This window comes from Stutzerimonas kunmingensis (genome assembly GCF_900114065.1).
GTDB classification, from domain to species: Bacteria; Pseudomonadota; Gammaproteobacteria; order Pseudomonadales; family Pseudomonadaceae; genus Stutzerimonas; species Stutzerimonas kunmingensis.
Window position 1 is genome coordinate 13,334 of the sequence record NZ_FORS01000007.1, and the last position, 24,086, is coordinate 37,419.

At 65.3% G+C, this 24,086-nt stretch carries 23 protein-coding genes; 8 read left to right on the forward strand and 15 right to left on the reverse strand.

The window, feature by feature from the left end; translation table 11 throughout:
* Window positions 1–63: 63 nt before the first annotated feature.
* Window positions 64–1,251: a maltose/maltodextrin ABC transporter substrate-binding protein MalE gene (gene malE, locus BM275_RS16270; RefSeq protein WP_090522331.1), complete on the reverse strand. Its 1,188-nt coding sequence runs from the start codon at window positions 1,249–1,251 to the stop codon at window positions 64–66.
* Window positions 1,252–1,504: 253 nt separating this feature from the next.
* Here malE and BM275_RS16275 point away from each other — a divergent pair, with 253 nt between their 5' ends.
* Both BM275_RS16275 and BM275_RS16280 read left to right on the forward strand, forming a co-directional pair.
* Window positions 1,505–3,574: an alpha-amylase gene (locus BM275_RS16275; RefSeq protein WP_090522333.1), complete on the forward strand. Its 2,070-nt coding sequence runs from the start codon at window positions 1,505–1,507 to the stop codon at window positions 3,572–3,574.
* On the forward strand, window positions 3,571–4,683 hold the full coding sequence (locus tag BM275_RS16280; RefSeq protein WP_090522334.1) for a protein kinase family protein: 1,113 nt from the start codon (window positions 3,571–3,573) through the stop codon (window positions 4,681–4,683). The genes BM275_RS16275 and BM275_RS16280 overlap by 4 nt, the downstream gene beginning before the upstream one ends.
* Window positions 4,684–4,847: 164 nt before the next feature.
* On the opposite strand, the gene mta is transcribed toward BM275_RS16280, so the two are convergent.
* The gene (gene mta / locus BM275_RS16285; RefSeq protein WP_090522336.1) at window positions 4,848–6,503 is read right to left on the reverse strand and encodes a glucan 1,4-alpha-maltotetraohydrolase; all 1,656 of its coding nucleotides are present in this window, start codon (window positions 6,501–6,503) and stop codon (window positions 4,848–4,850) included.
* 387 nt (window positions 6,504–6,890) lie between these two features.
* Here mta and BM275_RS16295 point away from each other — a divergent pair, with 387 nt between their 5' ends.
* Together BM275_RS16295 and BM275_RS16300 are read left to right on the forward strand one after the other, a co-directional pair.
* Complete coding sequence (locus BM275_RS16295) at window positions 6,891–8,183, forward strand: maltoporin (protein WP_090522338.1); 1,293 nt, start codon at window positions 6,891–6,893, stop codon at window positions 8,181–8,183.
* A 122-nt stretch (window positions 8,184–8,305) separates the two neighbouring features.
* On the forward strand, window positions 8,306–9,229 hold the full coding sequence (locus BM275_RS16300; RefSeq protein WP_041016047.1) for a MalM family protein: 924 nt from the start codon (window positions 8,306–8,308) through the stop codon (window positions 9,227–9,229).
* Between the two features lie 61 nt (window positions 9,230–9,290).
* On the opposite strand, the gene BM275_RS16305 is transcribed toward BM275_RS16300, so the two are convergent.
* From BM275_RS16305 to BM275_RS16365, 13 genes are all read right to left on the reverse strand, one after another.
* Complete coding sequence (locus BM275_RS16305; RefSeq protein ID WP_090522339.1) at window positions 9,291–11,132, reverse strand: nitric oxide reductase activation protein NorD; 1,842 nt, start codon at window positions 11,130–11,132, stop codon at window positions 9,291–9,293.
* Window positions 11,133–11,214: 82 nt separating this feature from the next.
* Window positions 11,215–12,636 carry a cbb3-type cytochrome c oxidase subunit I gene (locus BM275_RS16310; protein WP_014819181.1) on the reverse strand — a complete coding sequence of 474 codons (1,422 nt, stop codon included), beginning with the start codon at window positions 12,634–12,636 and terminating at the stop codon, window positions 11,215–11,217.
* 44 nt (window positions 12,637–12,680) lie between these two features.
* Window positions 12,681–13,121, reverse strand: coding sequence for a c-type cytochrome (locus BM275_RS16315; protein ID WP_014819180.1), 441 nt, complete (start codon window positions 13,119–13,121; stop codon window positions 12,681–12,683).
* 268 nt (window positions 13,122–13,389) lie between these two features.
* Window positions 13,390–13,896, reverse strand: coding sequence for a siroheme decarboxylase subunit beta (gene ahbB, locus BM275_RS16320; protein WP_014819179.1), 507 nt, complete (start codon window positions 13,894–13,896; stop codon window positions 13,390–13,392).
* Complete coding sequence (locus tag BM275_RS16325; protein ID WP_023446217.1) at window positions 13,871–14,314, reverse strand: Lrp/AsnC family transcriptional regulator; 444 nt, start codon at window positions 14,312–14,314, stop codon at window positions 13,871–13,873. Before BM275_RS16325 ends, ahbB (BM275_RS16320) begins: the two co-directional genes overlap by 26 nt.
* Window positions 14,307–14,819: a siroheme decarboxylase subunit beta gene (gene ahbB / locus BM275_RS16330; RefSeq protein WP_023446218.1), complete on the reverse strand. Its 513-nt coding sequence runs from the start codon at window positions 14,817–14,819 to the stop codon at window positions 14,307–14,309. Before ahbB (BM275_RS16330) ends, BM275_RS16325 begins: the two co-directional genes overlap by 8 nt.
* Window positions 14,816–15,274, reverse strand: a complete 459-nt coding sequence (locus BM275_RS16335) for an Lrp/AsnC family transcriptional regulator (protein WP_023446219.1) — start codon at window positions 15,272–15,274, stop codon at window positions 14,816–14,818. Before BM275_RS16335 ends, ahbB (BM275_RS16330) begins: the two co-directional genes overlap by 4 nt.
* A gap of 1 nt (window position 15,275) precedes the next feature.
* Window positions 15,276–16,451 carry a cytochrome D1 domain-containing protein gene (locus BM275_RS16340; RefSeq protein ID WP_014819175.1) on the reverse strand — a complete coding sequence of 392 codons (1,176 nt, stop codon included), beginning with the start codon at window positions 16,449–16,451 and terminating at the stop codon, window positions 15,276–15,278.
* A complete protein-coding gene (locus BM275_RS16345; protein WP_208607483.1) occupies window positions 16,448–16,789 on the reverse strand; it encodes a c-type cytochrome in 342 nt (113 codons plus the stop codon). Before BM275_RS16345 ends, BM275_RS16340 begins: the two co-directional genes overlap by 4 nt.
* A 17-nt stretch (window positions 16,790–16,806) precedes the next feature.
* The gene (locus BM275_RS16350; protein ID WP_042923944.1) at window positions 16,807–17,121 is read right to left on the reverse strand and encodes a c-type cytochrome; all 315 of its coding nucleotides are present in this window, start codon (window positions 17,119–17,121) and stop codon (window positions 16,807–16,809) included.
* A 322-nt stretch (window positions 17,122–17,443) separates the two neighbouring features.
* The gene (locus tag BM275_RS16355; RefSeq protein ID WP_090522341.1) at window positions 17,444–18,319 is read right to left on the reverse strand and encodes an ethylbenzene dehydrogenase-related protein; all 876 of its coding nucleotides are present in this window, start codon (window positions 18,317–18,319) and stop codon (window positions 17,444–17,446) included.
* Between the two features lie 47 nt (window positions 18,320–18,366).
* Complete coding sequence (locus BM275_RS16360) at window positions 18,367–18,972, reverse strand: cytochrome c3 family protein (protein ID WP_003298726.1); 606 nt, start codon at window positions 18,970–18,972, stop codon at window positions 18,367–18,369.
* Window positions 18,973–19,041: 69 nt separating this feature from the next.
* A complete protein-coding gene (locus tag BM275_RS16365) occupies window positions 19,042–20,724 on the reverse strand; it encodes a nitrite reductase (RefSeq protein WP_090522343.1) in 1,683 nt (560 codons plus the stop codon).
* 332 nt (window positions 20,725–21,056) lie between these two features.
* Here BM275_RS16365 and BM275_RS16370 point away from each other — a divergent pair, with 332 nt between their 5' ends.
* From BM275_RS16370 to nirJ, 4 genes are all read left to right on the forward strand, one after another.
* The gene (locus BM275_RS16370; RefSeq protein ID WP_090522345.1) at window positions 21,057–21,869 is read left to right on the forward strand and encodes a CbbQ/NirQ/NorQ/GpvN family protein; all 813 of its coding nucleotides are present in this window, start codon (window positions 21,057–21,059) and stop codon (window positions 21,867–21,869) included.
* Window positions 21,853–22,440, forward strand: a complete 588-nt coding sequence (locus tag BM275_RS16375) for a cytochrome c oxidase subunit 3 (protein WP_045665494.1) — start codon at window positions 21,853–21,855, stop codon at window positions 22,438–22,440. Before BM275_RS16370 ends, BM275_RS16375 begins: the two co-directional genes overlap by 17 nt.
* Window positions 22,441–22,443: 3 nt before the next feature.
* Window positions 22,444–22,692: a cytochrome C oxidase subunit IV family protein gene (locus BM275_RS16380; RefSeq protein WP_014819169.1), complete on the forward strand. Its 249-nt coding sequence runs from the start codon at window positions 22,444–22,446 to the stop codon at window positions 22,690–22,692.
* A 169-nt stretch (window positions 22,693–22,861) separates the two neighbouring features.
* The gene (gene nirJ / locus BM275_RS16385) at window positions 22,862–24,043 is read left to right on the forward strand and encodes a heme d1 biosynthesis radical SAM protein NirJ (protein ID WP_090522347.1); all 1,182 of its coding nucleotides are present in this window, start codon (window positions 22,862–22,864) and stop codon (window positions 24,041–24,043) included.
* Window positions 24,044–24,086 lie beyond the last annotated feature (43 nt).

Genomic DNA, 24,086 nt, shown 5'->3' on the forward strand with positions numbered 1-24,086 from the left:
GAAGAACCTTTATGAACGGAGCTTAGTCTGCCGGCGCGCCTGTGCAGGCGGCCGGCGAGCGGTTCAACGGGTGATGCGCTTGGCGGCATCGTCCAGGGCGGCGTCGACATCCTGTCGACCGGAAGAGATGTTGGTCAGCGCGGCAGCCATGGCCGACCAGAACGCCCCCATCTCCGGCACGTTGGGCATCGGCTCGCCCATCTGGGCGTTCTCGAAGGTCGCCTTGATGTGCGGGTTGGCAGACAGCTCTTCCATGTAGGCGGTATTGGCCACGGCACCCAGCGGCACGTCGGCATTCACCATCTTCAGACCCTCGACCTGCAGCAGGTAGTTCTCGAGGAATTCCACGGCCAGGTCCTTGTTCGGGCTGGCCGCATTGAGCAGCGCCGCGGCGACACCGACAAAGGGCTTGCTCGGCTCGCCATCGACCGCCGGGATCGGTGCCACGCCGAAGTCGATGCCGCTTTTCTCGATGTTCGACCAGGCCCAGGGGCCGCTGATCATCATCGCCGAGTCACCCTTGTTGAAGGCCGCTTCGGCCACGCTGTAATCCGCGCCCTTGGGCATCACGCCCTTGTCGATCAGATCGCGAAGCACCTGCGCGCCGGCCTTGGCGCCGGCGTTGTTCACCCCGGTGGATTTGACGTCGTAGCCGCCGTCGGCCTGCTCGAACACGTAGCCGCCCTTGGCCGACAGCAGCGGCCAGGTGAAGTAGGTGTTGTTGTAGTCCCAGAGGATGGCGCGCTTGCCTTGCGCTGAGAGCTTTTCGTTGAGCGCGAGGACGTCATCGAAGCTCTTCGGCGGGGTGTCCACCAGCGCCTTGTTGTAGATCAGGCCGATGGTTTCCACCGAAATCGGGTAGCCCCACAGCTTGTTGTCGTAGGTCACCGCCTGCCAGGAGAAGTCGGCGATGCCCGACTTGGTGTCGGCGCTGGGGGTGACGGGGGTGAGCAGGCCGCTCTTGGCCCATTCGCCGATGCGGTCGTGGGCCCAGATGAAGATGTCCGGGCCGTTGCCGGTGGCGGCTGCCTGTTGGAACTTGTCGGTGGCGCTGTCGGGGTGGGCCACTTCGACGGGAATGCCGGTTTCGGCGGTGAACTTCTTGCCGACTTCGGCGAGGCCTTTATAGCCCTTGTCGCCGTTGATCCAGACGACCAGCTTGCCTTCCTCGATCGCCGCCAGCGCCGGTAGCGGCAGGCTGAAGGTGGCCGCCAGGCCGACGGTGGCGATACACCAGAATTTCTTGTTCATGCTTCGCTTTCCTCGTGGCTTCTTATTAGTTGTTCCACCTGCTGCCGGCCTGAGGCTCTGGCAGTCGTTCCATCCTCGGCGCGTCCTGTGCCATGTGCATCCTCCTCCCCGAGGGGGCGGAGGGCGTAGAAGCGGGGCGTAGATCAGCCGTCGCAACGGCACAAAATACGCCATCAGCCTGGGGTTTACGCCTATACCCGGCTGCCAACGCGCGGTCAAATGTAGCGAAAAAGCATAATGGAGCCACATTTTGATGCGCGCCCACCGGTTATCCGCCCTGCCGCTACTGTTCGGCCTCGCCCTGCCCTTGTCCGGCCTCGCCGCTCCCGAGCTGAGCGTTCGCCTGAACGACCAGCCGCTGTCACCGAGCTGGAACGCCCTGGCAGCCGATCGCTACGACACACTGCTGGAACTCGAACCCGGTCGGCTGCACCTGGTGATGCCGCAAGCAGGCGTCGAAAACACCGCGCTTGCGCCGTTCCGTCGTCAGCCGCTTGGCAAAGACAGCGCCTACCGCTACGAAGTGCCCGAGGCCGGACGCTATCGCTTGATCGTCGAGACCGGCGCCTCAGCGGCGCTGCGTCTGCTGCCGATCAAGGCCGCCGAGCCGAAGACGGCTGTGCCGGTCTGCCAGGCCTGGGATGGCAGACCGGTAAACGTGTCGGTTGGCGACGTGTTCCGCGATGGCCAGACCCTGCGCGATGCGCTATCCGGCGCCATGGCGGACGTGCGCGACGGCCAGGTGACATTGCAACCCGCCGCCGGCAGCGACGGCCTCCTGCTGCTCGAAGCCGCCGAGCCGGCCAAACCGGCACCGCGCGACTGGCGCAACGCGATCGTCTATTTCGTGCTCACCGACCGCTTCGCCAATGGCGATCCAGGCAACGACCGCAGCTATGGCCGCGAGCCGGACGGTCTCGATGAAATCGGCACCTTCCACGGTGGGGATCTCAAGGGGCTGACCGAACGGCTCGACCATATCGCCAGCCTCGGCGTCGATGCGCTGTGGATCAGCGCGCCCTACGAGCAGATCCACGGCTGGGTCGGCGGCGGCGATGGCGGCGACTTCCGCCACTACGGCTACCACGGCTACTACGCCCTGGATTTCACCCAGCTCGACGCCAACATGGGCAGCGAGGACGACCTGCGCGCCCTCATCAGCGCGGCCCATGCCCGCGGCATTCGCGTGCTGTTCGATGTGGTGCTGAACCACCCCGGCTACTCGACCCTGCAGGACATGCAGCAGATGGGCTTCGGCGCCCTGCGCGACGGCATGGCCGAGTACCTGCCCGAGCAATGGAGCACCTGGCAGCCGGAAGCCCACGAAAATCTGCACGCCTACCACAACCTGGTGGACTACGAGCATCCGAGCTGGGCCGCCTGGTGGGGCCGCGACTGGGTGCGGGCCGGCATCGCCGATTACGACACACCGCCCAGCAGCACAGTCGATCCCCTCAAGGGCTCGCTGGCCTTTCTGCCGGATTTCCGCACCGAGTCCGAGGCGGTCGTCGCGCTGCCCGAGTTTCTCGCGCGCAAGGCGCAGACCCGTGCCGAGCCGCGCGAGGGCTATCGCGTGCGCGACTACCTGATCGAATGGCTGACACTCTGGGTCCGCGAATACGGTGTTGATGGTTTCCGTGCCGACACCGTCAAGCATGTCGAGCCATCGACCTGGGCCGAATTGCGCGCCGCTGCCGAGCGCGCCCGCGCCGACTGGGCCCGCGCCAACCCGGACGATCCCATGGCCGACGAGCCGTTCTGGATGGTCGGCGAAGTGTTCGGTCATGGCCCCGTGGCCAGCGACTATCTGGATCAGGGTTTTGACGCGCTGATCAACTTCAACTTTCAGGAGCAGGCCGTGGCCGCCAGCGATTGCCTCGCGGCCGCCGAACCCAGCTACGCCGACTATGCCCGGCGCCTGGCCGAGACGCCGAGGCACAACCTGCTGAGCTACGCCTCGTCCCATGACACGGCGCTGTTCAATCAGCTGGCCAAGGGCGACCTGACCCGCCAGCGCGGCCTCGCCGCCGCCCTGCTGCTGGCGCCCGGCGCGGTGCAGGTCTACTACGGTGACGAAAGCGCCCGCGCCTTCGGGCCCACAGGTTCGGACCCCTTCCAGGGCACGCGCAGCCCGATGAACTGGGACGAGCACGAGCGCCCCGAAGTTGCCGCACTGATCGAGCACTGGCAGCGAATCGGCCGGTTCCGTGCGCGCCATCCGGCGATCGGCGCGGGTGAACATCGACTGCTTTCGCCCGGCCAGCCTTATGCCTTCGCCCGCGTACTGGGCGAGGACAAGGTCATCGTGGTGCAGGCCCGATGAGTGCCGCCTCGCTGACCGCAGCGGCGCGGCGTCAGGCCCAGCTGGCCTTTCTCGCCAGCGGCACCGAGTTTCGCCTGGGCCGCGCCGAGGATTGCCCGTTGCCGCCGGAACAGCTGGCGGCGGTGCGCGGCGACGAGCCCTGGGTGCGTGCCTGCCTCGACGACGGTCTGACTGCGCGCGTCTACCGCGTGGAGCTGGCCGGCCACGACTGGGCGCTGAAGGTCGCCCGGCGGCCCTGTCGTGTGCAGAACCCCGATGGCCAGACGAGCTTTCTCAACGAGCTGCAGCGCCGCCGCGACCTTGCCCGGCTGATGCGCACGCCGGAGCAGGCCGAACGCCTGGCCGGCATCGTGCCGACGCAGTACGCCTCGCTGCAGCAGGGCATCGTGTTGTCGCCCTGGGTCGAGGGCGAGCGCATCGAGCGCTGGGACGAGCGCCAGCTCGTCGAGCTGTTCGACCTGCTGATCGTCTTGGTGCTGGCTGGCCTGTTCGAGTGGGATCTGGCGCCGGGCAACACTCTGGACGATGGCCGCATCCGCCTGTTCGATTTCGGCTACCTCTACCCCTTCGACCCGCTGCGTCAGTACAACAGCGACGGCCTGGCCTCGCCTGGCTTTCATCCCGCCGAACGTTTCGAGACACGGCAGATGTTTGCCTGCCTGCTGCGTATGGAGCAGCAAAGCGAGACATGGGCACTGGCCGATTTCGAGCTGGAGAAACGCATCGCGCTGGATGCCTACCAGCGGTTGCATCGAGAGCTGACTGGCCGCGGCGCAAGCGAAACGGTATTGGACTGGCTGAGCGGCCTGATGCGTCGCTGGCGCAACGCGCTGGCTGGCGATCTGGGCGGGCTGTACCTGCAGGAAGCCTGGCGCTCGCACTGGCTGGACGTGAAGGACGACCTCAGCGGACAGAGCTGCACGCCACTGACCCTGCAGCGCCTGGCCTGGCTCCGGGATAAAGCCACCACCCAACATGCCGAGCTGCTCGCCAGCGGTGCGCTGGGCAACGAACGAAACCCCGGCCGCGATGCCCTTCTCGATGAGCTGCGCCAGGCCGAAGCCCTGGCGATTCGCTGGCAGCTGGGCGATACGCAGAATGCTGGATAGTCTTGAGTGGCGCGGGCCTGGCCGAAGCGCTGCTTGGGTGGGCTGAAGCCCACCCAAGCTGGAGCGGCCGGCCCGGCGCATTGATCTCGACTGAACCACCGTAACGAGGTCAACAAAAAGACCCGCCTCACATCGGCGAGGCGGGCCGTCGCTACCGTTTGAGACTAAAACCGCCCGGCCGTAGTGGCACCTTCACTGGGCGTCACGCTGTTGTTGACCCCGCCCTGCCATTGCCGCACCAGCGTTGCGTTGGCCTCATTGCGGATCAGGCATTTCCATTCCACATCCTGGCCGGCAGGCAGGGAGATGCTGCCCTTCCAGGTCGGGTAGGCGCTGGTATCGGTCAGGCGCACCGCGGAGGCTGGGCTCCAGTTGCCGAGCTGGCTGACGTTGCCCACCGCGTAGACGCTGTCGCCGGGCTGCGTCATGCCGTTGTCGCAGCGGAAATTCACACTGACCAGTCCACCCTCGCCACCGTCATCCCCGCCGCCATCGCCCGTGCCGCTGCGCCAGACGCGCACCTGGCCGTTGCTGGCGTTGACCGCCTCGCTGAAGCTGCCGCTGGCAACCTGCCCGGGACTGGCCAGATCGGAGTTGAGCGCCACCACCAGGGTCTGCTGGCTGCCGCTCACGGTGGCGACCAGGCCGCTGTAGCCGCTGTGGAAGCTGATCGCCGAATCGGCACGCACGCCGGCGGCGCGACGCACCTGAATCAGCTGGCGGATGAAGTCGCCGTAGCCCCAATCGTACATGTGCGACCAGTACACCACCGGCGTGCCGGGGCTGGTCAGAATGTAGGCGTAGGCCTGGCGGATCAGCCCGTCCTGCAGCGCCCAGTGGTGCTGACCGCCGTTCTGCCCGGGCGAGTAGCCGGTGTCATGGTTGTCGACAAAGGTCACCGCCACCTCGCGCCAGCGCGGGTCCGGGTTGCCGTTCAGGCCGTTCTTCCAGTCGGCGACCGAGCCGTTCTGCATGCGCTCCTTGAGGGCGAAGTCGAACACCGGGCATTTGGCCCGGTCGGACCAGTCCTTGATGATCTGCTGCCAGCTGGCGGTATTGCGCCAGTCCCAGCTCGGGTATTCGGAGGGGCCTTTCCACAGTTCGCCGACGCAGAAGCTGTTGTCGGCGCTTTCCGTCATCCAGCTGTCGAGCCGCTCCGGCGCGTAGCCGCGGACGAAGTCGAAGCGGAAACCGCCGGCACCGTACCCGCTGCGCAGGTTGGCGAATTCGTCGCGGAACATGCCATAGACCTGCGGATGGCTGGTATTGAGGTCCGCATCGCCGCCGATGAAACGATCACCGTCGTCGCAGTCGTTGGGGTAGTTGCCCGGGTCGGCGCAGTCGTTGCGCCAGAAGCCCTGGCCGGCCGGGAGGTTGACTTCCTTGTCCGGGTAGCCGCGGTTCATGTGGTTGGGCACCACGTCGTAGAGCACCTTCACCCCGGCACCGCCAAGCGCGCCGGCGGCCTGGCGCAGCTGGGCGTCGCTGCCGTAGCGGCCGTTCTTGTTGAAGTCGTGCCAGAAATAGCCCTCACCGCCGCCGGACTTGCTACCGTCGCTCCAGCTGGAGAAGTCACGCCAGGGCACCGGCATCCAGATTGCCGAGAAGCCGTCGGCGGCGATGGTCGAGGCCTGCTGACGGAGGATGTTGTACCAGTCGTTGGGCGCTTCGCGGACGACGTTCCAATGAAAGCCCTGGAGGATGATTTCGTCGCCGCCGTGGTAGCGCACGGCATTGGGGCTCTTGCCGGCCTGATCGGCCATGGACGGCAGCGGCAGCAGGATCGCCGCCAATACGGCGGCACGCAGGATATGGCTCATCGCAAAACTCCGGTTCTTGTGCTTGTTCGGGTATCCGGCGACAAGGCCGCCAGATGAGGATGAACGCCGGCCGGGTCTTCGACCGGCACCCGCAGGCTGCCCCTGCAAGTCCCCGTCACCAACCTCCCCCGCCCCGTTGCAGGCGGCGTAGTGGCCAGGCGGAAGGCCCCTGGCAATCATCTGCGCCCCTCTCGTCTCATCCCCGCCCCGGGGATTACGCCGTTCTCATCCCTGGTACGCCCTCACCCTGCGCCAACGAAATCCGCTGCCGGGAGGATGCTGCCCCTGGCCCTATCCCCGAGGCTTCTGCCACCGAGCTGCGCCGCCCCTGGCTGGCAGCGACGGCGTGATCGATTCGGCATTAACAAGAAAAACAAGGACCTCGTCATGAAGCACACCGCGCACCCAAGCTTTGCCCGCAAACCCGCCTGCCTGCTCGCCGCCCTGCTGGTCAGCGGCCCGGCCCTGGCGGTCGACTTCCACGGTTACCTGCGCTCGGGCGTCGGCGCCACGGCGGGCGGCGGCGACCAGGCCTGTTTCCAGGCCGCCGGCGCTCCGGCGAAATATCGTCTGGGCAACGAATGCGAAACCTACGCCGAGATCGGCCTCGGCCAGGAGGTGTGGAGCGAAGGCAACCGCAGCTTCTACGTCGACAGCATGATCGCCTACCGCTCCGACCAGGGTAACGACTGGGAAGCCGGCGGCACCGATACCGACGGCGGCGAGAACAACCCCTTTGACGAGGCCGGCACCACCTCCATCCGCCAGTTCAACGTGGTCGGCAAGAACCTCATCCCGAGCCTGCCGGGCGCGGCGATCTGGGCCGGCAAGCGCTACTACAAGCGCCACGACGTGCACATCAACGACTACTACTACTGGGATGTCTCCGGCCCCGGCGCCGGTATCGAGGACATCGACCTGGGCTTCGCCAAGGCCAGCGTGGCGTGGATCCGCAACACCGACGGCGACTGGGTCTACCAGGGCTCGGGCACCGGCACCAACCTGGCCAACGACACCCTCGATTTCCGCCTCGCCGAGATCGACGTCAACCCGGGCGGCAAGCTGGAAATCGGCTACGACTATGGCAAGGCCAACCTCACCGACGAGCAGGAACGCGACCCCGGCTACGAGGACCAGAAAGGCCATCTGGTCACCCTCGAGCACACCCAGAGCGACTGGTTCGGCGGCTACAACAAGCTCGCCCTGCAATACGGCACCGACGGCATCATCGGTAGCAGCGGGCGCAACAGCACCGGTAACAGCGACGGCAAGATGTTCCGCCTGGTCAACCAGGGCGTGGTGGGCCTGAGCGACAACATCGAGATGATGTACGTGCAGATCTACGAGGACCGCGACTTCGACAACGACTCCGGGCAGACCTGGGCCAGCTTCGGCGTGCGCCCGGTGTACAAGTGGAGCGACGTGATGAGCACCGCGCTGGAGTTCGGTTACGACCGCGTCGATCCGCAGGCCGACGGCGAAAGCACCCGCGACCTGAAGAAGCTCACCCTGGCCCAGCAGTGGTCGGCCGGCAACAGCTTCTGGGCGCGCCCGCAGATCCGCGTGTTCGCCACCTACGCGCAGTGGGACGGCGGCCGTTACCAGGCGGCCAGCGAGTCCATCGATGCCGGTGACGACGACGGCATCACCTTCGGCGTGCAGGCCGAGGCCTGGTGGTAAGCCGCAACGTTTAAGTGCCGTCGCGGACCGACCGCGACGGCGCCCTTTCCGCTCCCACCGTCCAGACGGTGCCTTTGCCCCGACGCTGGCAGGTCGGGGCATTTTTTGTTCGGAGAACCACCATGCATCGCTTGTCCTTCCTTACCGCCGGGCTATTGGCCCTGGCGCTCGCCGGTTGCAGCAGCGAGCCGCTGCGCCGGGTCGATGCCCTCACCGCCAGCCCCAAACCGCTGGAACAGCCGATCGAGCAAGCCCGCAGCGCGCTGGCCGCGGCGCCGACCTGCTGCAGCGGTATCGAGCAGTTGCCGTTCGAGCCGCTCGAAGCCGGCTTCGCCGGTGACGTACTGATCGACACCCAGGCGCCGGCCTACAGTTTCGAGACCGGCAAGAGCTTCTTCCGCGCCTTCGCCCTGCCGGCCGGCGGGCCCTCGTTCGAGATCCGGCTCTACAGCCAGGCCGGCAGCAGCGTGCTGGCGCCCAACGCCATGCTGCTCGACAGCCGCATGCGCCCGACCCGCCTGCTCGACGCTGACGACTTCGCCTATGTACCGCCGACCGGGCTCAAGGGCGACAGCCTCGACGCGCGCCTGCGCATCGACCGCTCGCAGCCCGATCATCCGGGCAACGAGCGCTACCTGATCCTCTACACCAGCGACGCGCAGATGGCCGGCCAGACCGTGCTGCAGCATCCGGCCAAGGCCTACGCCAAGGCGCTGGGCAACGAGCCGCCGAGCATCCCCGACCCGATGGCGAAGCACTCGCCAGTAGGCGTGATCCGGCTGGTGATGATCCCCGACAACGCCGCCGGCTCGACCGCCAAGGGCTACGTACCGGGCTACAGCATCGGCCAGGAGATGGGCAACGAACTGCCCAGCGCGCCGGCGCCGACGGTGCTGCCGGAGACCTCGGCGTACTATCGCCAGGCGATCGATGCCGCGCTGGCGCAGAAGGATCTCGAACGCGCGCTGCGCCTGGCCGACGAAGCGGCACGGGTTGGCGACAGTACGGCCAAGCAGCACCTGCTCGAACGCATCGAGATCCGCTGAGAGACGAGGTTCGCGGCACGGCAAACGCGTCGCGAACATCGCTATGGAGGGGTGAAGCGCGTTAGGACTGGGTCAGCTGCTTGTACAGCTGCGGCAGGCGGAACGGCAGCTGTTGCGGCTCCTTGATCAGGGTGTAGCCGTTGGCGCCGAACATGTACGGCAGATAGTCACCGGCCTCGCGGTCGATGGTGATGCAGAACGGCAGCAGACCCTGCTTGCGCGCTTCCATGACGGCCTGGCGGGTATCTTCGACGCCGTAGCGGCCTTCATAGAGGTCCAGATCGTTCGGCTTGCCGTCGGTGACCAGCAGCAACAGCTTGCGCCGCTGCTTGCAGTTGCCAAGCAGCTCGGTGGCCTGGCGGATGGCCGCACCCATGCGGGTGTAATAGCCGGGCTTGAGCGCCTGGATACGGCCGCGGGTTTCATCGCCATAGGGCTGGCGGAAGCTCTTCAGCTCCTGCATGCGTACCTGTTGGCGACGCAGCGAGGAGAAGCCGTACAGCGCAAAGGGATCGCCCACCGCCGACAGTGCTTCGCCGAACAGCAGCAGGCTGTCGATGACCACATCGATCACGCGGTGCTCGTTGTCCAGGTGCGCGTCGGTGGACATGGACAGGTCGGCCAGCAGCAGGCAGGCCAGATCGCGGCGATTCTGCCGTTGCTCCATGAACAGGCCACGTTCGGCACACTGGCCGTTCTGCCGCTCGACGTGGAAATCGAGCCAGGCCTGCATGTCCAGCTCCGAGCCCTGGGGTTGCTGGCGCAGCCACTGGCGGTCGTTGCGCAGGTGCTCGAACTGCCGACGCAAACGTCGCGCCAGCGGCGACAGGTGCAGCGGCAACGGCTTGGCCTCGGCGCCGCGGGGCAGCATCAGCTGCAGGTTGACGAAATCCTTCTGCAGGCACTGCTTGCGATAGTCCCACTCGGGCAGCTTGATGCCTTCGCCCAGCGGCACATCGTCGAAATCCGCGGCCGGCAGGTCCAGATCCAGCTTGAGGCCGCCGCCCTGGCGCATGCGCTGACGGGACAGCGCCAGCTCGTCGAGATCCTCGGCGACGCGGGCCGCGTCGAGGTCTTCGGTGTCGTCGCCGCAGCGGTCCAGCTCGATGTGCTCGGACCAGCTGAACAGGTTCTCCAGCCGGAACAGCAACAGGCCACCCTTGCTGGAGCTCTCGTCCACTCGCCGTGCGCGCTTGCGCTGGCGCGATTCGCCGCCGGGCGGGGTTTCCAGATTGCCCTCGCCCTCTTCGGCGCGCTGGGCGGCCTGGGGTTCACCGAGGTTGTCGGCCGGATACAGCCACAGCGGCAGCGGCCAGGGCGCGCGCTCGCTGCGTGGAAACTGGCTGACGCTGCCCGGCTCGCGCAGGGCCTGGCATAGCGCCGCTTCCAGCGCGGCCTCGGCCTTGGGCAGCTGGCTCGGGTCCGGGCGCAGCTGCAGATGGGCCTCGACCAGACGCTGATAGCGCGGGCGCATGGCCGGAAAATGTTCAAGGATTGCCTGCGTCCAGCGCTGGTTGTCGCGCGCCCAGTGGCGCATCGGCCCGGCCTGCGCGGCGAGCAGCGCCAGCCAGCGATACAGATCCTGGTTCAGCGAGACTTCCGGATAGACCGCCAGGCTCTGCGGCAGCCGCAGGTTGCTGGCGTCGCACCAAGCCACCGGCAGTTGCTTGCAGGTCCCGGCGACCTGTTGCAGCAGGTTGCGCCTGAGCAGCAGATCACGCGCGCTGGCGGCTTCTACGCCGACACCGCTGGCGCCACCCATGGCGCGGAACAGCAGCGACAGCGGCCGCTGCATGCTCTCGAGCTCGACCCGTGCTTCCGGAAAATCCGGGTTGGCGCGACGGGTGATGAAGCGGTGCCAGACTCTACCGACCCACTCTTCCACTTCGATGGTAAAGGCCATGGCGGTTACTCCGTGCAGGCACTGAAAAAGCAAAACGGCCCGCTGTTACCAGTCGGGCCGTCGATCCTCATTGCGACTTGTCTCAGGCCGCGGCGGCAGCTGCTACGACCGGTACCCGACCGCGCTGGCGGAAGCTGTACAGGTAGCAGACCAGGCCGATCAGGAAGAACACCCCGGCGATCAGGCGCAGCCAGAAGAAGATGGCCAGCTGGTCAGCGGTGTTCATGAACGACATGGCAGCGCCATCGGCAGGGATCCGCTGCAGCCACACCTGCACCACGCCGGCTGCGGTGAGGAACAGGGTGATCGCGACCATGGAGATGGTCATCAGCCAGAAGCCCCATACTTCGATGCGCTGAGCACGTGCATCCGGTGCTTCGCCCAGGCCACGCAGACGTGGCATGGCGTAGCTGATCATGGTCATCACGATCATCGCGTAGGCACCGTAGAAGGCCAGGTGGCCGTGTGCGGCAGTCAGCTGCGAACCGTGGGTGTAGTAGTTCACCGGAGCCAGGGTGTGCAGGAAGCCCCACACGCCGGCACCGAGGAAGGCAGTCACGGTGGTGCCGATGGCCCACAGCGAAGCGGCCTTGTTCGGATGCTCGCGGCGACGACGGTTAACCATGTTCAGCGAGAACAGCACCATGGCGAAGAACGGCAGCGGTTCCAGGGCGGAGAAGATCGAGCCCAGCCACAGCCACACGGTCGGTGCGCCGATCCAGAAGAAGTGGTGACCCGTACCGATGATGCCGGTGATCAGAGCCATGGCGATGATCACGTACAGCCACTTCTCGACCACTTCGCGGTCCACGCCGGTGATCTTGATCAGGACGAAGGCCAGCATCGAACCCATGATCAGTTCCCACACGCCTTCCACCCACAGGTGCACGACGAACCACCAGTAGTACTTGTCGCGTGCCAGGTTCTCGGGGTTGTAGAAGGAGAACAGGAAGAACACCGCGAGGCCGATCAGACCGGTCATCATCACTGTGCTGACCACGGTCTTGCGACCCTTGAGCATGGTCATGCCGACGTTGTAGAGGAAGCCCAGGGCCACCACCACGATGCCGATCTTGGTGATCGTCGGCTGCTCGAGGAACTCGCGCCCCATGGTCGGCAGCAGTTCGTTCTTGGTCATTTCAGCCAGCCCTGCATAGGGCACGAAGAGATAACCGAGAATGGTCAGCACGCCGGCCGCGGCGAACACCCAGAACAGGATGATGGCCAGTTTCGGACTGTGCAGTTCGCGGTCCGCTTCCTCGGGAATGAGGTAGTAGGCCGCACCCATGAAGCCGAACAGCAACCAGACGATCAGCAGGTTGGTGTGAACCATCCGTGCCACGTTGAATGGCAGCAGCGGGAACAGGAAGTCACCGATGACGTACTGCAGCCCCATGATCAGACCGAACAGGATCTGACCGACGAACAGGATCAGTGCAAACACGAAGTAGGGTTTGGCAACGGCCTGCGATTGGAATTTGAGATGCGGATTGATGATGCTCATCTCGTGGCCCCTCCAGTGAAATCGGAAACAAAGACGTCCATCAATCAACCCTCCCTGTTTGGCGGCCAGTTGTTGGTATCGATCTTCGAAGTCCACTTGAGGAACTCCGCCATATCGTCAACTTGCTGTTCGGTCAGATTGAACTGGGGCATCGCACGACGACCGGGGGCGCCGAGTGGCTGGGCCTTCATCCAGGCGTGCAGGAAGGGCTTGAAGGCCTCTTCACCACCACGACGGACGAACACGTTGCCCAACTCCGGCGCGAAGTAGGCGCCTTCACCGAGCAGGCTGTGGCAGCCGATGCAGTTGTTGTTTTCCCAGACTGCCTTGCCGCGTACTACCGCTTCGGTCATTTCCGATTCGTTCGTGCGTTCGGGGAAAGTCTGCTCTGTGTGGTAGGTAAGACCGAGGAACACCAGGAAGAAGAAAACGCTTCCTCCGAAGTAGATATTCCTGGCCATTCCTTTGGTGAAGGTCTCGGACATGGTCGCCTCCTCATGGCTTGGCGTGGCCAGTTTAAGAAGGGGGCTATCGAAACCTGCTTGATGGCAATCAAGAAAAACCTGAACGTGGCAGTAGGGCTTTCTGGAGACCCTGCAGGAGGAGCGCAAAGCCAGATGCCACGGGGGCTGCAGCGCGCTGCGGGTCACTGGCCTGCATTTTCGGCGGCGTGACCGTGGCTATATGAGTGGCCCGCGCGGCGATCGCTCGCAGGCACTGCCGACACCCCGATGGGCGCCGGCAGGCCGAGAATCAGGCGCGACGTTGAGTCGCCAGGCGCAGGCCGGTCTTCTTCAGAATGCGGCTGGACACCAGCATCTCGTTGGCCCGGCAGGCGTTGCCCAGCAGCGCACGAATCTGGTTGCGGTAGGCCTCGATATCACTGGCATCACGCCCATGCACCATGGCGAACAGGTTGTATGGCCAGCCTTCCTGCCGTGGTCGGCGATAGCAGTGACTGACGAAAGGCTGGGCACCGATCAGCGCACCCAGTCGCGCAATCTCGGCGTCGTCGACGTCCCACACGGTCATGCCGTTGTGCCGATAGCCGAGGCGGTAGTGGTTGGGTATCGCCGCGATACGCCGGATCGCGCCGTCCGCCTGCAGCCGCTGCAGCAGCGCCAGGGTGGCGTCGACGTCGATGCCCAGCTCCCCGGCGAGCCAGGCCCAGGGATCGGCCACCAGCGGCAGCCCGGCCTCGGTCAGCTCGATCAGGCGGCGGGTCAGGCCATCGTCAGACGGGGAAGTGCAAACCGACATGGAAGGTTTCCTCTTTCGGCAGATTCAGCACCGCCAGGCCGGTTTCGGCCTCGATGCGCGCGATGCTCTCGGCGATGCCCTGCGGGGTCTCGCAACCGAGCACGAACCACATGTTCCAGCGGTGTTCGCGGCGGTAGTTGTGTGCCACTTCGGGCATCGCCTCCAGCTGCGCGGCAACCTCGTCGAAGCGCGCCTCCGGCACCGACAGCGCGGCCAGGGTGAAGGCACCGCCAAGCCGGTCGATGTCGAACATCGGCCCGAAGCGAGTCAGCGTGCCGTCGTCGAGCAATGCCTGGACCCGCTCGCGCAGGGCCACGGACGTGCTGCCCAGCTCCTCGGCCAGCGCTTCCCAGGGGTGGCGCACCAGCGGCAGGCCATGCTGCAAACGATTTATCAACAGCCGGTCGAATTCATCCATTGGCGACCTCGCGCAGCGGCGGTGCAAAACGGCCACCGCACTGCTTGAAGGCCCGCGTGCTGAACAGCAGCTGATGCGGTACATCGCTCAGACCGTTGTCCGCCAGCAGGCGCTCGATCAGCTGGCAGACCTGCTCGCGCTCGCGGCCATGGACCATGCAGAACAGGTTGTAGGGCCACTGCGGCAGACGCCGCGGGCGCTGGTAACAGAGATTGACTCCGGCGGCCTGGCCAAGACGTCGACCGACTTCGTCGACCTGGGCGTCGGGGATGTCCATCACCAGCATGGCGTTGGCGCGAAAGCCCAGCGCGCGGTGCTTGAGCACCAGGCCGAAGCGACGGAACAGCCCTTCTTCCTGCCAGCGTTGAATCTGCTCCAGCACCCGCTCCTCGACGCTGCCGATCTGTTCTGCGAGCCGCTGGTAAGGCCGCGCGGCCAGCGGCAGCCCGCCCTCGAGCAGGCGGCGCAGCTGCAGCGCCTGCAGGTCATTGAGACAACCGGTCATGATGGATCTCCCAGCGGGAAGCCGAGGTCGATGCGAAAGGCCTGCTGCATCGGCAGGTCGAGCGGTGTCAGCCCGGTATCGGCTTCTATCTCGGCCAGCAGCCGGTCGATGTGTGGCCGATCCGGCCCGGTCAGCACGAACCAGAGGTTGTAACGATGCTCGCGCAGGTAGTTGTGGTTGACCTCGGGAAACGCATTGATGCGCGCCGCGACCTGCTCCAGCCGCGCCGCGGGCACGGCCAGCGCGACCAGGGTGCTGGCGCCGGCACGGCTGTGCTCGAACACCGGGCCGATGCGCGACAGGCCACCGCCCTCGTGCAGTTGTTCGAGACAGGCGAGCACCTCCTCCTCGCTGCAGCCAAGCTCGTCGGCCATGGCGCGGTAGGGCTCGGCGCACAGCGGCATGCCGTGCTGGTAGCGGTCGATCAGGCGGCGACTGAGGGCGTCGATGTGCATGTCACAACCCCGTCTCGTGGGCGCGGCTGCTGAAGAAGATGCCGCTCGGACTCTGCGCCGGCAGTCGCTTGAGCAGCTTCAGGGTGTAGGGGTCCCAGACCTGGATTTCCTCGCCATCGCGCACCGACAGCCAGAGCTGGTCGCCGCGGGCGGTGAACTCCATGTGCAGCACGGCCGGGCCTGGCTCCAGATCGGCGATGACCTCGTGGGTCTCGCTGTCGATGACCTGGACCTTGCCGTTGTCGGGGTGGGCGAAGTTGACCCAGATCTGCCGCGCGTCCGGTCGCGCCATGACGAAGATCGGCTGGCCGGCCACGTCGATGGCGTCGGTCTGCTGCCACTTCTCGGAATCCATCACCAGCACACGATGCTGGCCGACGGCGGGGACAAAGGTCTGGTTGCCGGCCACGGTCCAGCCTTCCAGGTGCGGCATCTTGTAGACCGGCAGTTTCTGCTGGCCGCGGCCATAGCCATCGAGAATACGCTCGACGCCACGCTCGGGATGCCAGAGGTCGATCTTGGCCATGCCGTCCTCGCCGAACAGGCCGGCGATGTAATAGCGCCCTTCAGGAGTCAGCAGCGCATCGTAGGGTTGGCGGCCGATACCCTCGAAACGAGTGATCTGCGGCTCGTTGCCCTGGCTGAAATCCAACAGCCAGGTTTCATCGGTATCGAACAGGCTGTAGATGAAGCGCCGACCGGGCACGTCGATCACGCCGACCACCCGCGAATTGCGGCTGCCGTCGGCCAGCGGCGTCGCAGGTATGTCGGCGACCAGCTCCAGGGTCTTGGCATCGAATACCTTCACCCCGCCCGGCTCGTAGTTGCCGACCGCGATCAGCGTGCCGTCCTGGCTGATGGCGCCACCGATGCTGTTGCCACCCTGGATGACGCGACGATCGATGCGCTGGCGCAGCAGGTCAACCTTGGTCAGCCCGCCGTCGCGGCCGAATACATAGGCGTAGCGCTGATCGCGGGAAAACACCACCGAAGCATGGGACAGGTCGCCCAGACCCTCGATGCGGGCGAGCTGGCTCTGGTTGCTGCTCTCGATGATCTGCAGGCTGCCGGTGGCGCGCTCCACCACCACCCCGAGGTCACCGGTGCCGCGCAGCGGTTGCTGTGCACAGGCCGCGAGCAGACCGGCCGCAGCCAGCAGCAGAAAAGGACGAATCATGGCTTGGGATATCCTTCGAGCAGGCGGTCGACCAGGTAGGCGATGTCCTGCTCGTCGAGCAGGGCATTCCAGCCGGGCATGGCCGTACCGGGGCGGCCGTGGGTAACTGTGGCGATCAGACTGTCACGGGGTTTGCCGGCTAGCGCCTCGCGGGTGAGCGCGGGGCCGAGACCGCCGGTCATGCGCAGGCCATGGCAGGAGCCACAGTCCTGAAGCAGCAGATGGTCGAGCTTCGCCTGGCGTTCGGCGGTGGGGGCCGCGGCCAGGGCGGTGGGAATCAGGAGGAAGGACGCCAGGGCCAGCCCCAGACGCGATACTACTTGGCGGGACTGAATCATGACGTCCTCCTGGGGTGTTACTTCTGGCTAAGAACCCACTCGGCGAGGATCTTGGCTTCTTCTTCGGTGACCGGGTTTGGCGGCATCGGGATCGGACCCCATACGCCCTGGCTGCCGTTCTTGATGTGGCCGGCCAGCAGATCGGCAGCGCCGTCCTGTCCTGCGTACTTGGCGGCGACTTCCTTGAACGCCGGGCCTACCAGCTTGGCATCGATGCTGTGGCAAGCCGCGCAAGGCTTGCTCTTGAACAGCGCCTCACCATCCTGCGCCAGTGCCGGCTGCAGGGTCAGCGCGCCGCCCAGGGCGAGCATCGGGATAAGGATTTTCTTCATTAGATCTTTTCCTCAAGGCTAAAGGGGAGAGCGTTACCGCCCACCCAAAGGGTGCTCAGCAAAACGCACTGAGCAAGTGCACGGTAAATTTACCGCTTGTGCTAGGCAACCTTTTGTCCTTGGTCATTGTTTGTGGGTTCCGGGACTTCGAACGGCTGCTTCGCGACCGGTGCGGGCAGGCTCAGGATGAATGAGCCACCATGCCGGTTCCTTGATTGCAATCAAATCATCCCATTGGCACGACTGTGCCGTCGCCGGCCGGTGGTCGGACACCGGAAAAGCACAAGGCCGGCATTGCGCCGGCCCGTTGCTTGCCGCCTGGTTACTGCTTGGCGGCAGTGATATCGCCCTGGGCGTCGATACCCAGCGTGTAGCCGAGCGAAACGTGGTGGTAGCGCCCGGTGGCGTTGTCGTCATGAATGGCGAAGCCGAAGTTGTAGACATTGCCCGCCGCCAGCGTCACGTCACCCTCGCCGCCCGCGAACTTGCGAGTGAACACGACAGTCCAGGTATCGCCATCGAGCTGGCCCTGGGCATCGACCAGCGCCTGGCCGCCCTCCATCACCCGCTCGGTGGCGACATGACCGTCGAAGGCCTTGTTCTCACCGCTGCGCCACTGGTTCAGGTCATAGAAGATCCCGTTGGCCAGCGAGCCGTCCTTGACGTACTTGGTCTTGGTGTCGGCTGCGCCCGGCATGGTCCGTGCGTCGCCGTGGCAGCTGCCCCAGCAACCACCTGCCTCGGCCAGCTGAACCTTGGAACCACCTTCGAGCATGTAGGCGATCTTCACCGGGTTGTCGGCGTCCATCGGCGCCGCGCCGGATGCTGCTGGCTGTTTCCAGGTGAAGCGCAGGTAAAGGTTTTCGCCGTCGTTGGCGGCCTGCACCTTGGCATTGATGAACGGCGCCTTGCCATCGATCGGCGTAGGCTCGAGCTTCTGGCCGCTGGCCATCTTGCCGCCCATGTCCTCGACTTCCTCGGAGTGGCAGCCAGCGCAGGTTTCGCCTTTCTTCAGGGCCCGTGCACCGCCGTGCTCGGTACCCTTGGTGATCCATTCCACCGGCGACACGCCGGGGTAGAACAGGGTGACGTCGGTCGCTGCCACCGCGTTCCAGTCAGCCGGCGCCGCGGCCATTGCAGTCTGTGCGCCGAAGGCGATTACCGCCCCCACCGCACTGGCCATCAGAGTCTTTTTCATAATCGGTTCCTCATCATCGATGGTTGGCTGGCCCGACGGACCGCAGTTCAGTCTTCGTCTTCTTCGGTCATCCCTTCGGGCAGGTGGTGCGCGATGCCCTTGTGGCAAGCGATGCAGGTCAGGTTGTCTTCGCGAGCCATCTCGTGCTGCTTGCGGGCTCGCTGCTTCTGCATGTCGGAGCTCATGCTTTCCAGGCTGTGGCAGTTGCGGCATTCGCGGGAATCGGATGCCCGCATCCGCGCCCATTCGCGACGCGCCAGGGTCAGCCGCTTGGCCTCGAACTTCTCGGCGGTGTCGATGGTGCCGACGATCTTGCCCCACAGCTCCTTGGAGGCCTCGACCTTGCGCACCATCTTGTGCGTCCAGTCGCGCGGCACATGGCAGTCCGGGCAGGTCGCACGGACACCGGTGCGGTTGGCGTAGTGAATGGTCTCCTTGTACTCGGGGTAAACGTTGTCACCCATCTCGTGACAGGAGATGCAGAAGGTTTCGGTGTTGGTGGCCTCCAGCGCGGTGTTGAAGCCGCCCCAGAAGACGATACCGGCAACAATGCCCACCACTAGAATGCCGCCGAGCGAGTAGCGCGCGCTCGGCCGCCGCAGTAGCGCAAGGATGCCGCCCTTCTTTTGCTTGTTGCCGTCTTGATCTGTCATGGAATCTGTTCCCTTGCCAGACCCACCGCGCCAGGCGCGGTGGGTGTTAACAGGCAATCCTCGGGCGGATTAATACACGTCGTGCATGGTGTTGAAGACGTTGAACTTGCCGGTCGGCGTGACGATCGCCGGGTCGGTGATCACCTTCTTCAGCTTCAGCGTCTTGTCGTCGTAGATCACGATTGCGGACTGGTCGGTCTTGCCGCCCCAAAGGGAGATCCACACTTCGTCACCGGCCACGTTGTACTCGGGGTGGGTGGCGCGACGGATCGCCTTGCTTTCCGGCAGCCCGGAATCCTTGGCGACGTCGAGACGCTTGGGCTCCTTGCTCAGGTCGTTGAGGTCATAGACGTAGACGGACTCGGCGACTTCCCGCTCGGGGTTCATCGGCGCGTCGGCCCAGAGGTTCTTCGACTTCGGATGGGTCTTGACGAACAGGTTGCCGGCACCCGGCATCTTCAGTTCCTGCACCACCTTCCAGTTGTGCTCCTTGTACTTGGCGTACTTCGGATCGTCGGAAGCAGTGGAGATCAGCGAGACCACGTCATCGCCAAGGTGACCGGTGGTCCAGACCGGGCCAAACTGCGGATGGATGAAGTTGGCGCCGCGACCCGGGTGCGGGATCTTCGCGGTGTCGACCAGCGCGGCCAGCTTGCCGGTCTTGGTATCGACCGCAGCGACCTTGTTCGAGGCGTTGGCGGCGACCATGAAGTAGCGCTTGGAGTAGTCCCAGCCGCCGTCGTGGAGGAACTTGGCCGACTCGATGGTGGTGGTCTTGAGGTTCTTCAGGTCGGTGTAGTCGACCAGGATGATCTGCCCGGTCTCCTTCACGTTGACCACCCACTCCGGCTTGATGTGCGAAGCGACGATGGACGCCACGCGCGGCTCGGGGTGATATTCGCCGTCGACGGTCTGGCCACGGGTGGACACGACCTTGATCGGCTCCAGGGTTTCGCCGTCCATGATCGAGTACTGCGGCGGCCAGTAGGTGCCACCAATCAGGTACTTGTCCTCGTAGCCCTTGAACTTGGAGGTGTCCACGGAACGGGCATCGGAGCCCAGACGCACGGTGGCGACGGTGGTCGGCTCTTCGTACCACATGTCGATGATGGTGGTCAGGCCGTCACGGCCCACGGTATAGACGTAGCGGCCGGAAGCGGACAGGCGTGAGATGTGTACCGCGTAGCCGGTGTCCAGCACCTTCCAGATGGTGTGGGTATCGCCGTCCACCAGGGCCAGCTTGCCGGCATCGCGCAGAGTGATGGCGAATACGTTCTGCAGGTTGATCTTGTTCAGCTGCTTCTTCGGACGCTGATCAACCGGAACGATCAGCTTCCAGCTGTCCTTCATGTCCTGCAGAGAGAACTCTGGCGGCACATCCGGAGTGTTCTGGATGTAGCGCGCCATCATGTTGATCTCTTCCTTGGTGAGGATGTCGTCATAGTTGACCATCCCGCCCTCGGTGCCATAGGCAATGATGTTCTCCAGGCGCTTGGTGCCTAGATTGAGGGTGCCGCCCTCGGTCTTCTTGCCATCCGCGTCGGTCTTGCTCCAGTGCGGCTCGAGGTTCTTGCCCGTGGCTCCTTTACGCAGAACGCCGTGGCAACCGGCACAGCGTTCGAAATAGATCTGCTTGGCCGCTTCCTTTTCTTCGGCGGTCATCTCTGGGGCAGCAGCCTGGGCGACGGCCAGACCAAGCAACGAAAGGCCGGCGATCAGGCCAGCCAGAATAGGTTTACCGACATTGCTCATCCTTCTCTCCTATGGGAGCGCTTCTGGCGACTCCTGCTAGTTACGGCGGTGTGGCAGTTCCCGGGGACTTCTTCTTTTTGCGATTTGGATGCTATGAGAGCGCCGTTGCGAAGACGCTTGACGACAATCAAGAGAGCCCCCGGCACCCCCTCAGCGTGACGCCTTGTCGCGGGCGTAACGGGTCGAAACGTCTGGAATCGGCTTCGATTGGTCGGCATCAGGTGCGGGACTTGATCGCAATCAAGCTTTGCCGGCGGATGGCTTGAGAGGGGTCGGTGGGGCCGGTAGCTTGGCAATGGAAATAACCAACTGCTGCCGTGAGGTACTTGCCTGTGAATGCGATTGAAACCCCGACTGCCGCCGGCACGCCTGACGCGCCCTTCTACCAACCGCTGGGCAACGAGGAGCAGCTGTTCCAGCAGGCCTGGCAGCACGGCATGCCGGTGCTGATCAAGGGCCCGACCGGCTGCGGCAAGACCCGCTTCGTGCAGCACATGGCGCATCGGCTGAACCTGCCGCTGTACACCGTGGCCTGCCATGACGACCTCTCCGCCGCCGATCTGGTCGGCCGTCACCTGATCGGCGCCCAGGGCACCTGGTGGCAGGACGGCCCGCTGACCCGCGCGGTACGCGAAGGCGGCATCTGCTACCTGGACGAAGTGGTCGAGGCGCGACAGGACACCGCCGTGGTACTGCACCCGCTGGCCGACGACCGCCGCGAGCTGTTCATCGAGCGCACCGGCGAGGCGCTCAAGGCGCCGCCGGGTTTCATGCTGGTGGTGTCCTATAACCCTGGTTACCAGAACCTGCTCAAGGGCATGAAGCCGAGTACCCGCCAGCGCTTCGTGGCGATGCGCTTCGATTACCCGCCGGCCGCCGAGGAGGTGCGCATCGTCGCCAACGAGGCGCAGGTGGATGACGAACTCGCCGCCCAGGTGGTCAAGCTCGGCCAGGCGCTACGCCGGTTGGAGCAGCATGATCTGGAGGAAGTCGCCTCGACCCGCCTGCTGATCTTCACTGCGCGGATGATTCGCTCCGGCATGACGCCGCGTCAGGCCTGCCTGGCGTGCCTCGCCGAGCCGCTGTCGGATGACCCGCAGACGGTCGCCGCGCTGATGGATGTGGTCGATGTCCACTTCGCCTGAAGCCACCAGCCAACTGTCCCGGCGCCTGCCGGGCGATCTGGCGATGTGGTTCTTCATCCTCGCCGAGCTGACCGTCTTCGCCATCCTGATCCTGGCGTTCGCCGCCACGCAGATGCTCAATCCGCAGCTGTTCAGCGAGAGCCGCGCGGCGCTGGACAGCTCCATCGGCCTGGCGCTGACCCTGAGCCTGCTGACCTCAGGCCTGTTCGCCGCCCTGGCGGTGGAACAGGTGCGCGAGGCCCGGTCCGGGCGCGCGACGCTGTTGCTGCTCGCCGCGCTGGGCTCGTCCTGCGTCTACGTGGTGCTCAAGCTCAACGAGTACAGCCACCTGGCCGGGCTCGGCCTGGGCATGGAACACAACACCTTCTTCACCCTGTACTGGATTCTGACGGGCTTTCATTTCCTGCATGTGCTGCTGGGCATGGTGATCCTCGGCTGGCTGGCCATGCGCTGCCGCCGCGGCGCCTACGGGCCGGACGAGCACAGCGGCCTGGAGTCCGGAGTGCTCTACTGGCACATGGTGGATATGGTCTGGGTGCTGCTGTTCCCGCTGGTCTACGTGCTGAGGTAAGTCATGTCTGCTTCGAAGATTCTGGTGGCCTGCTGGCTCGGTCTGGCACTGCTGTCGGTTTCCACCGTGCTGCTGGGTAATGCCGGCGCCACGCTGGCATTGGCTGGTGCCGTTCTGCTCACGGCGTTCGGCAAGGCCTGGCTGATCACCGACGGTTTCATGGAGCTGCGCCACGCTCCGCGGGCGTGGCGTCTGCTGCTGCTCGCCTGGCCGCTGGTACTGGTGCTCGGCGTGCTGCTGACCCTGCTCTGACCAACGGTACACCGCCGCAAGAAGCTGACGATGCGGTCAGCCACGCCCCGCGACTTTTATTGTTTCCGATCAAGGCCAGCCCTACCCCGCTCGTTGATCCTGCTGCTCAAGGAACGGGCGCCCGAGACGGCGCGCCCAGTGAGATACGCTGCCGAAGCGGAGCCGCCCCATGTTGAGAATCAGCCATTACCTGCGCGCCCTGGCCCAACCGGCCACCAAGGTGCTCGGTGCCCGCAGCGCCAGCGGCAAGCGCCCACCCGTGGTGATCTGGAACCTGCTCAGGCGCTGCAACCTGACCTGCAAGCACTGTTACGCGACCTCCGCCGACAGCGAGTTCCGCGACGAACTAGATACCGCCGAGGCGCTGAAGGTGATCGACGATCTGCACGAGGCCGGTGTGCGCGTGCTGATCCTCTCCGGCGGCGAACCGCTGCTGCGGGCCGACATCTTCCAGCTGGCCGATTACGCCCGTGAAAAAGGTTTCTTCGTTGCGCTGTCCACCAACGGCACGCTGATCGACGAGAGCAACATCGAGCGTATCGCCGCGGCGCAGTTCGACTACGTCGGCATCAGCATCGACGGCCTGGAGGCGGTGCATGACGAATGGCGCCAGCTCAAGGGCAGCTTCGCCGCATCCATGCATGCCATCGACCTGTGCCGCCAGCGCGATATCCGCGTCGGCCTGCGCACTACCCTGACGCAGAACAACTACCCGCAGCTGCCGGCGCTGCTGGCGCTGATGCGCGAACACGACGTGCAGAAGTTCTACCTCTCGCACCTCAACTACAGCGGCCGCGGCAAGCGCAGCAGCAAGGCCGACGCCCATCACCAGATGACCCGCGACGCCATGCGTCAGCTCTTCGAGCAGGCCTGGGACGACGTCCAGCACGGCCGCGAGACCGATTTCGTCAGCGGTAACAACGACGCCGACGCGGTCCTGCTGCTGCAGTGGGTCGAGGACCGCCTGCCTGAGCATCGCGACCGCCTGGAAGGCATGCTGCGCGCCTGGGGCGGCAACGCCTCCGGCAGCGGCATCGCCAACATCGACAACATCGGCGACGTGCACCCGGACACCTACTGGTGGCAGCACACCGTCGGCAACGTCCGCCGCCAGCGCTTCAGCGACATCTGGCTGAACGAGCCGGCGCCGCTGCTGCAGGAGCTGCGCCAGCATCCGCGCGCGGTCCACGGTCGCTGTGCCGACTGCCGCTGGCTGGCGATCTGCAACGGCAACACCCGTACCCGCGCCTGGGCGCAGGGCGATCTGTGGGCCGAAGACCCGGGCTGCTACCTCTCCGACGAGGAGATCGGCCTGTCCGCCGCCGAGCGCATTCCCAGCATCGCCATCTGACCGATCGAGCGGCCGACCAAGCGCCGCAGCAACGCACTCCGTA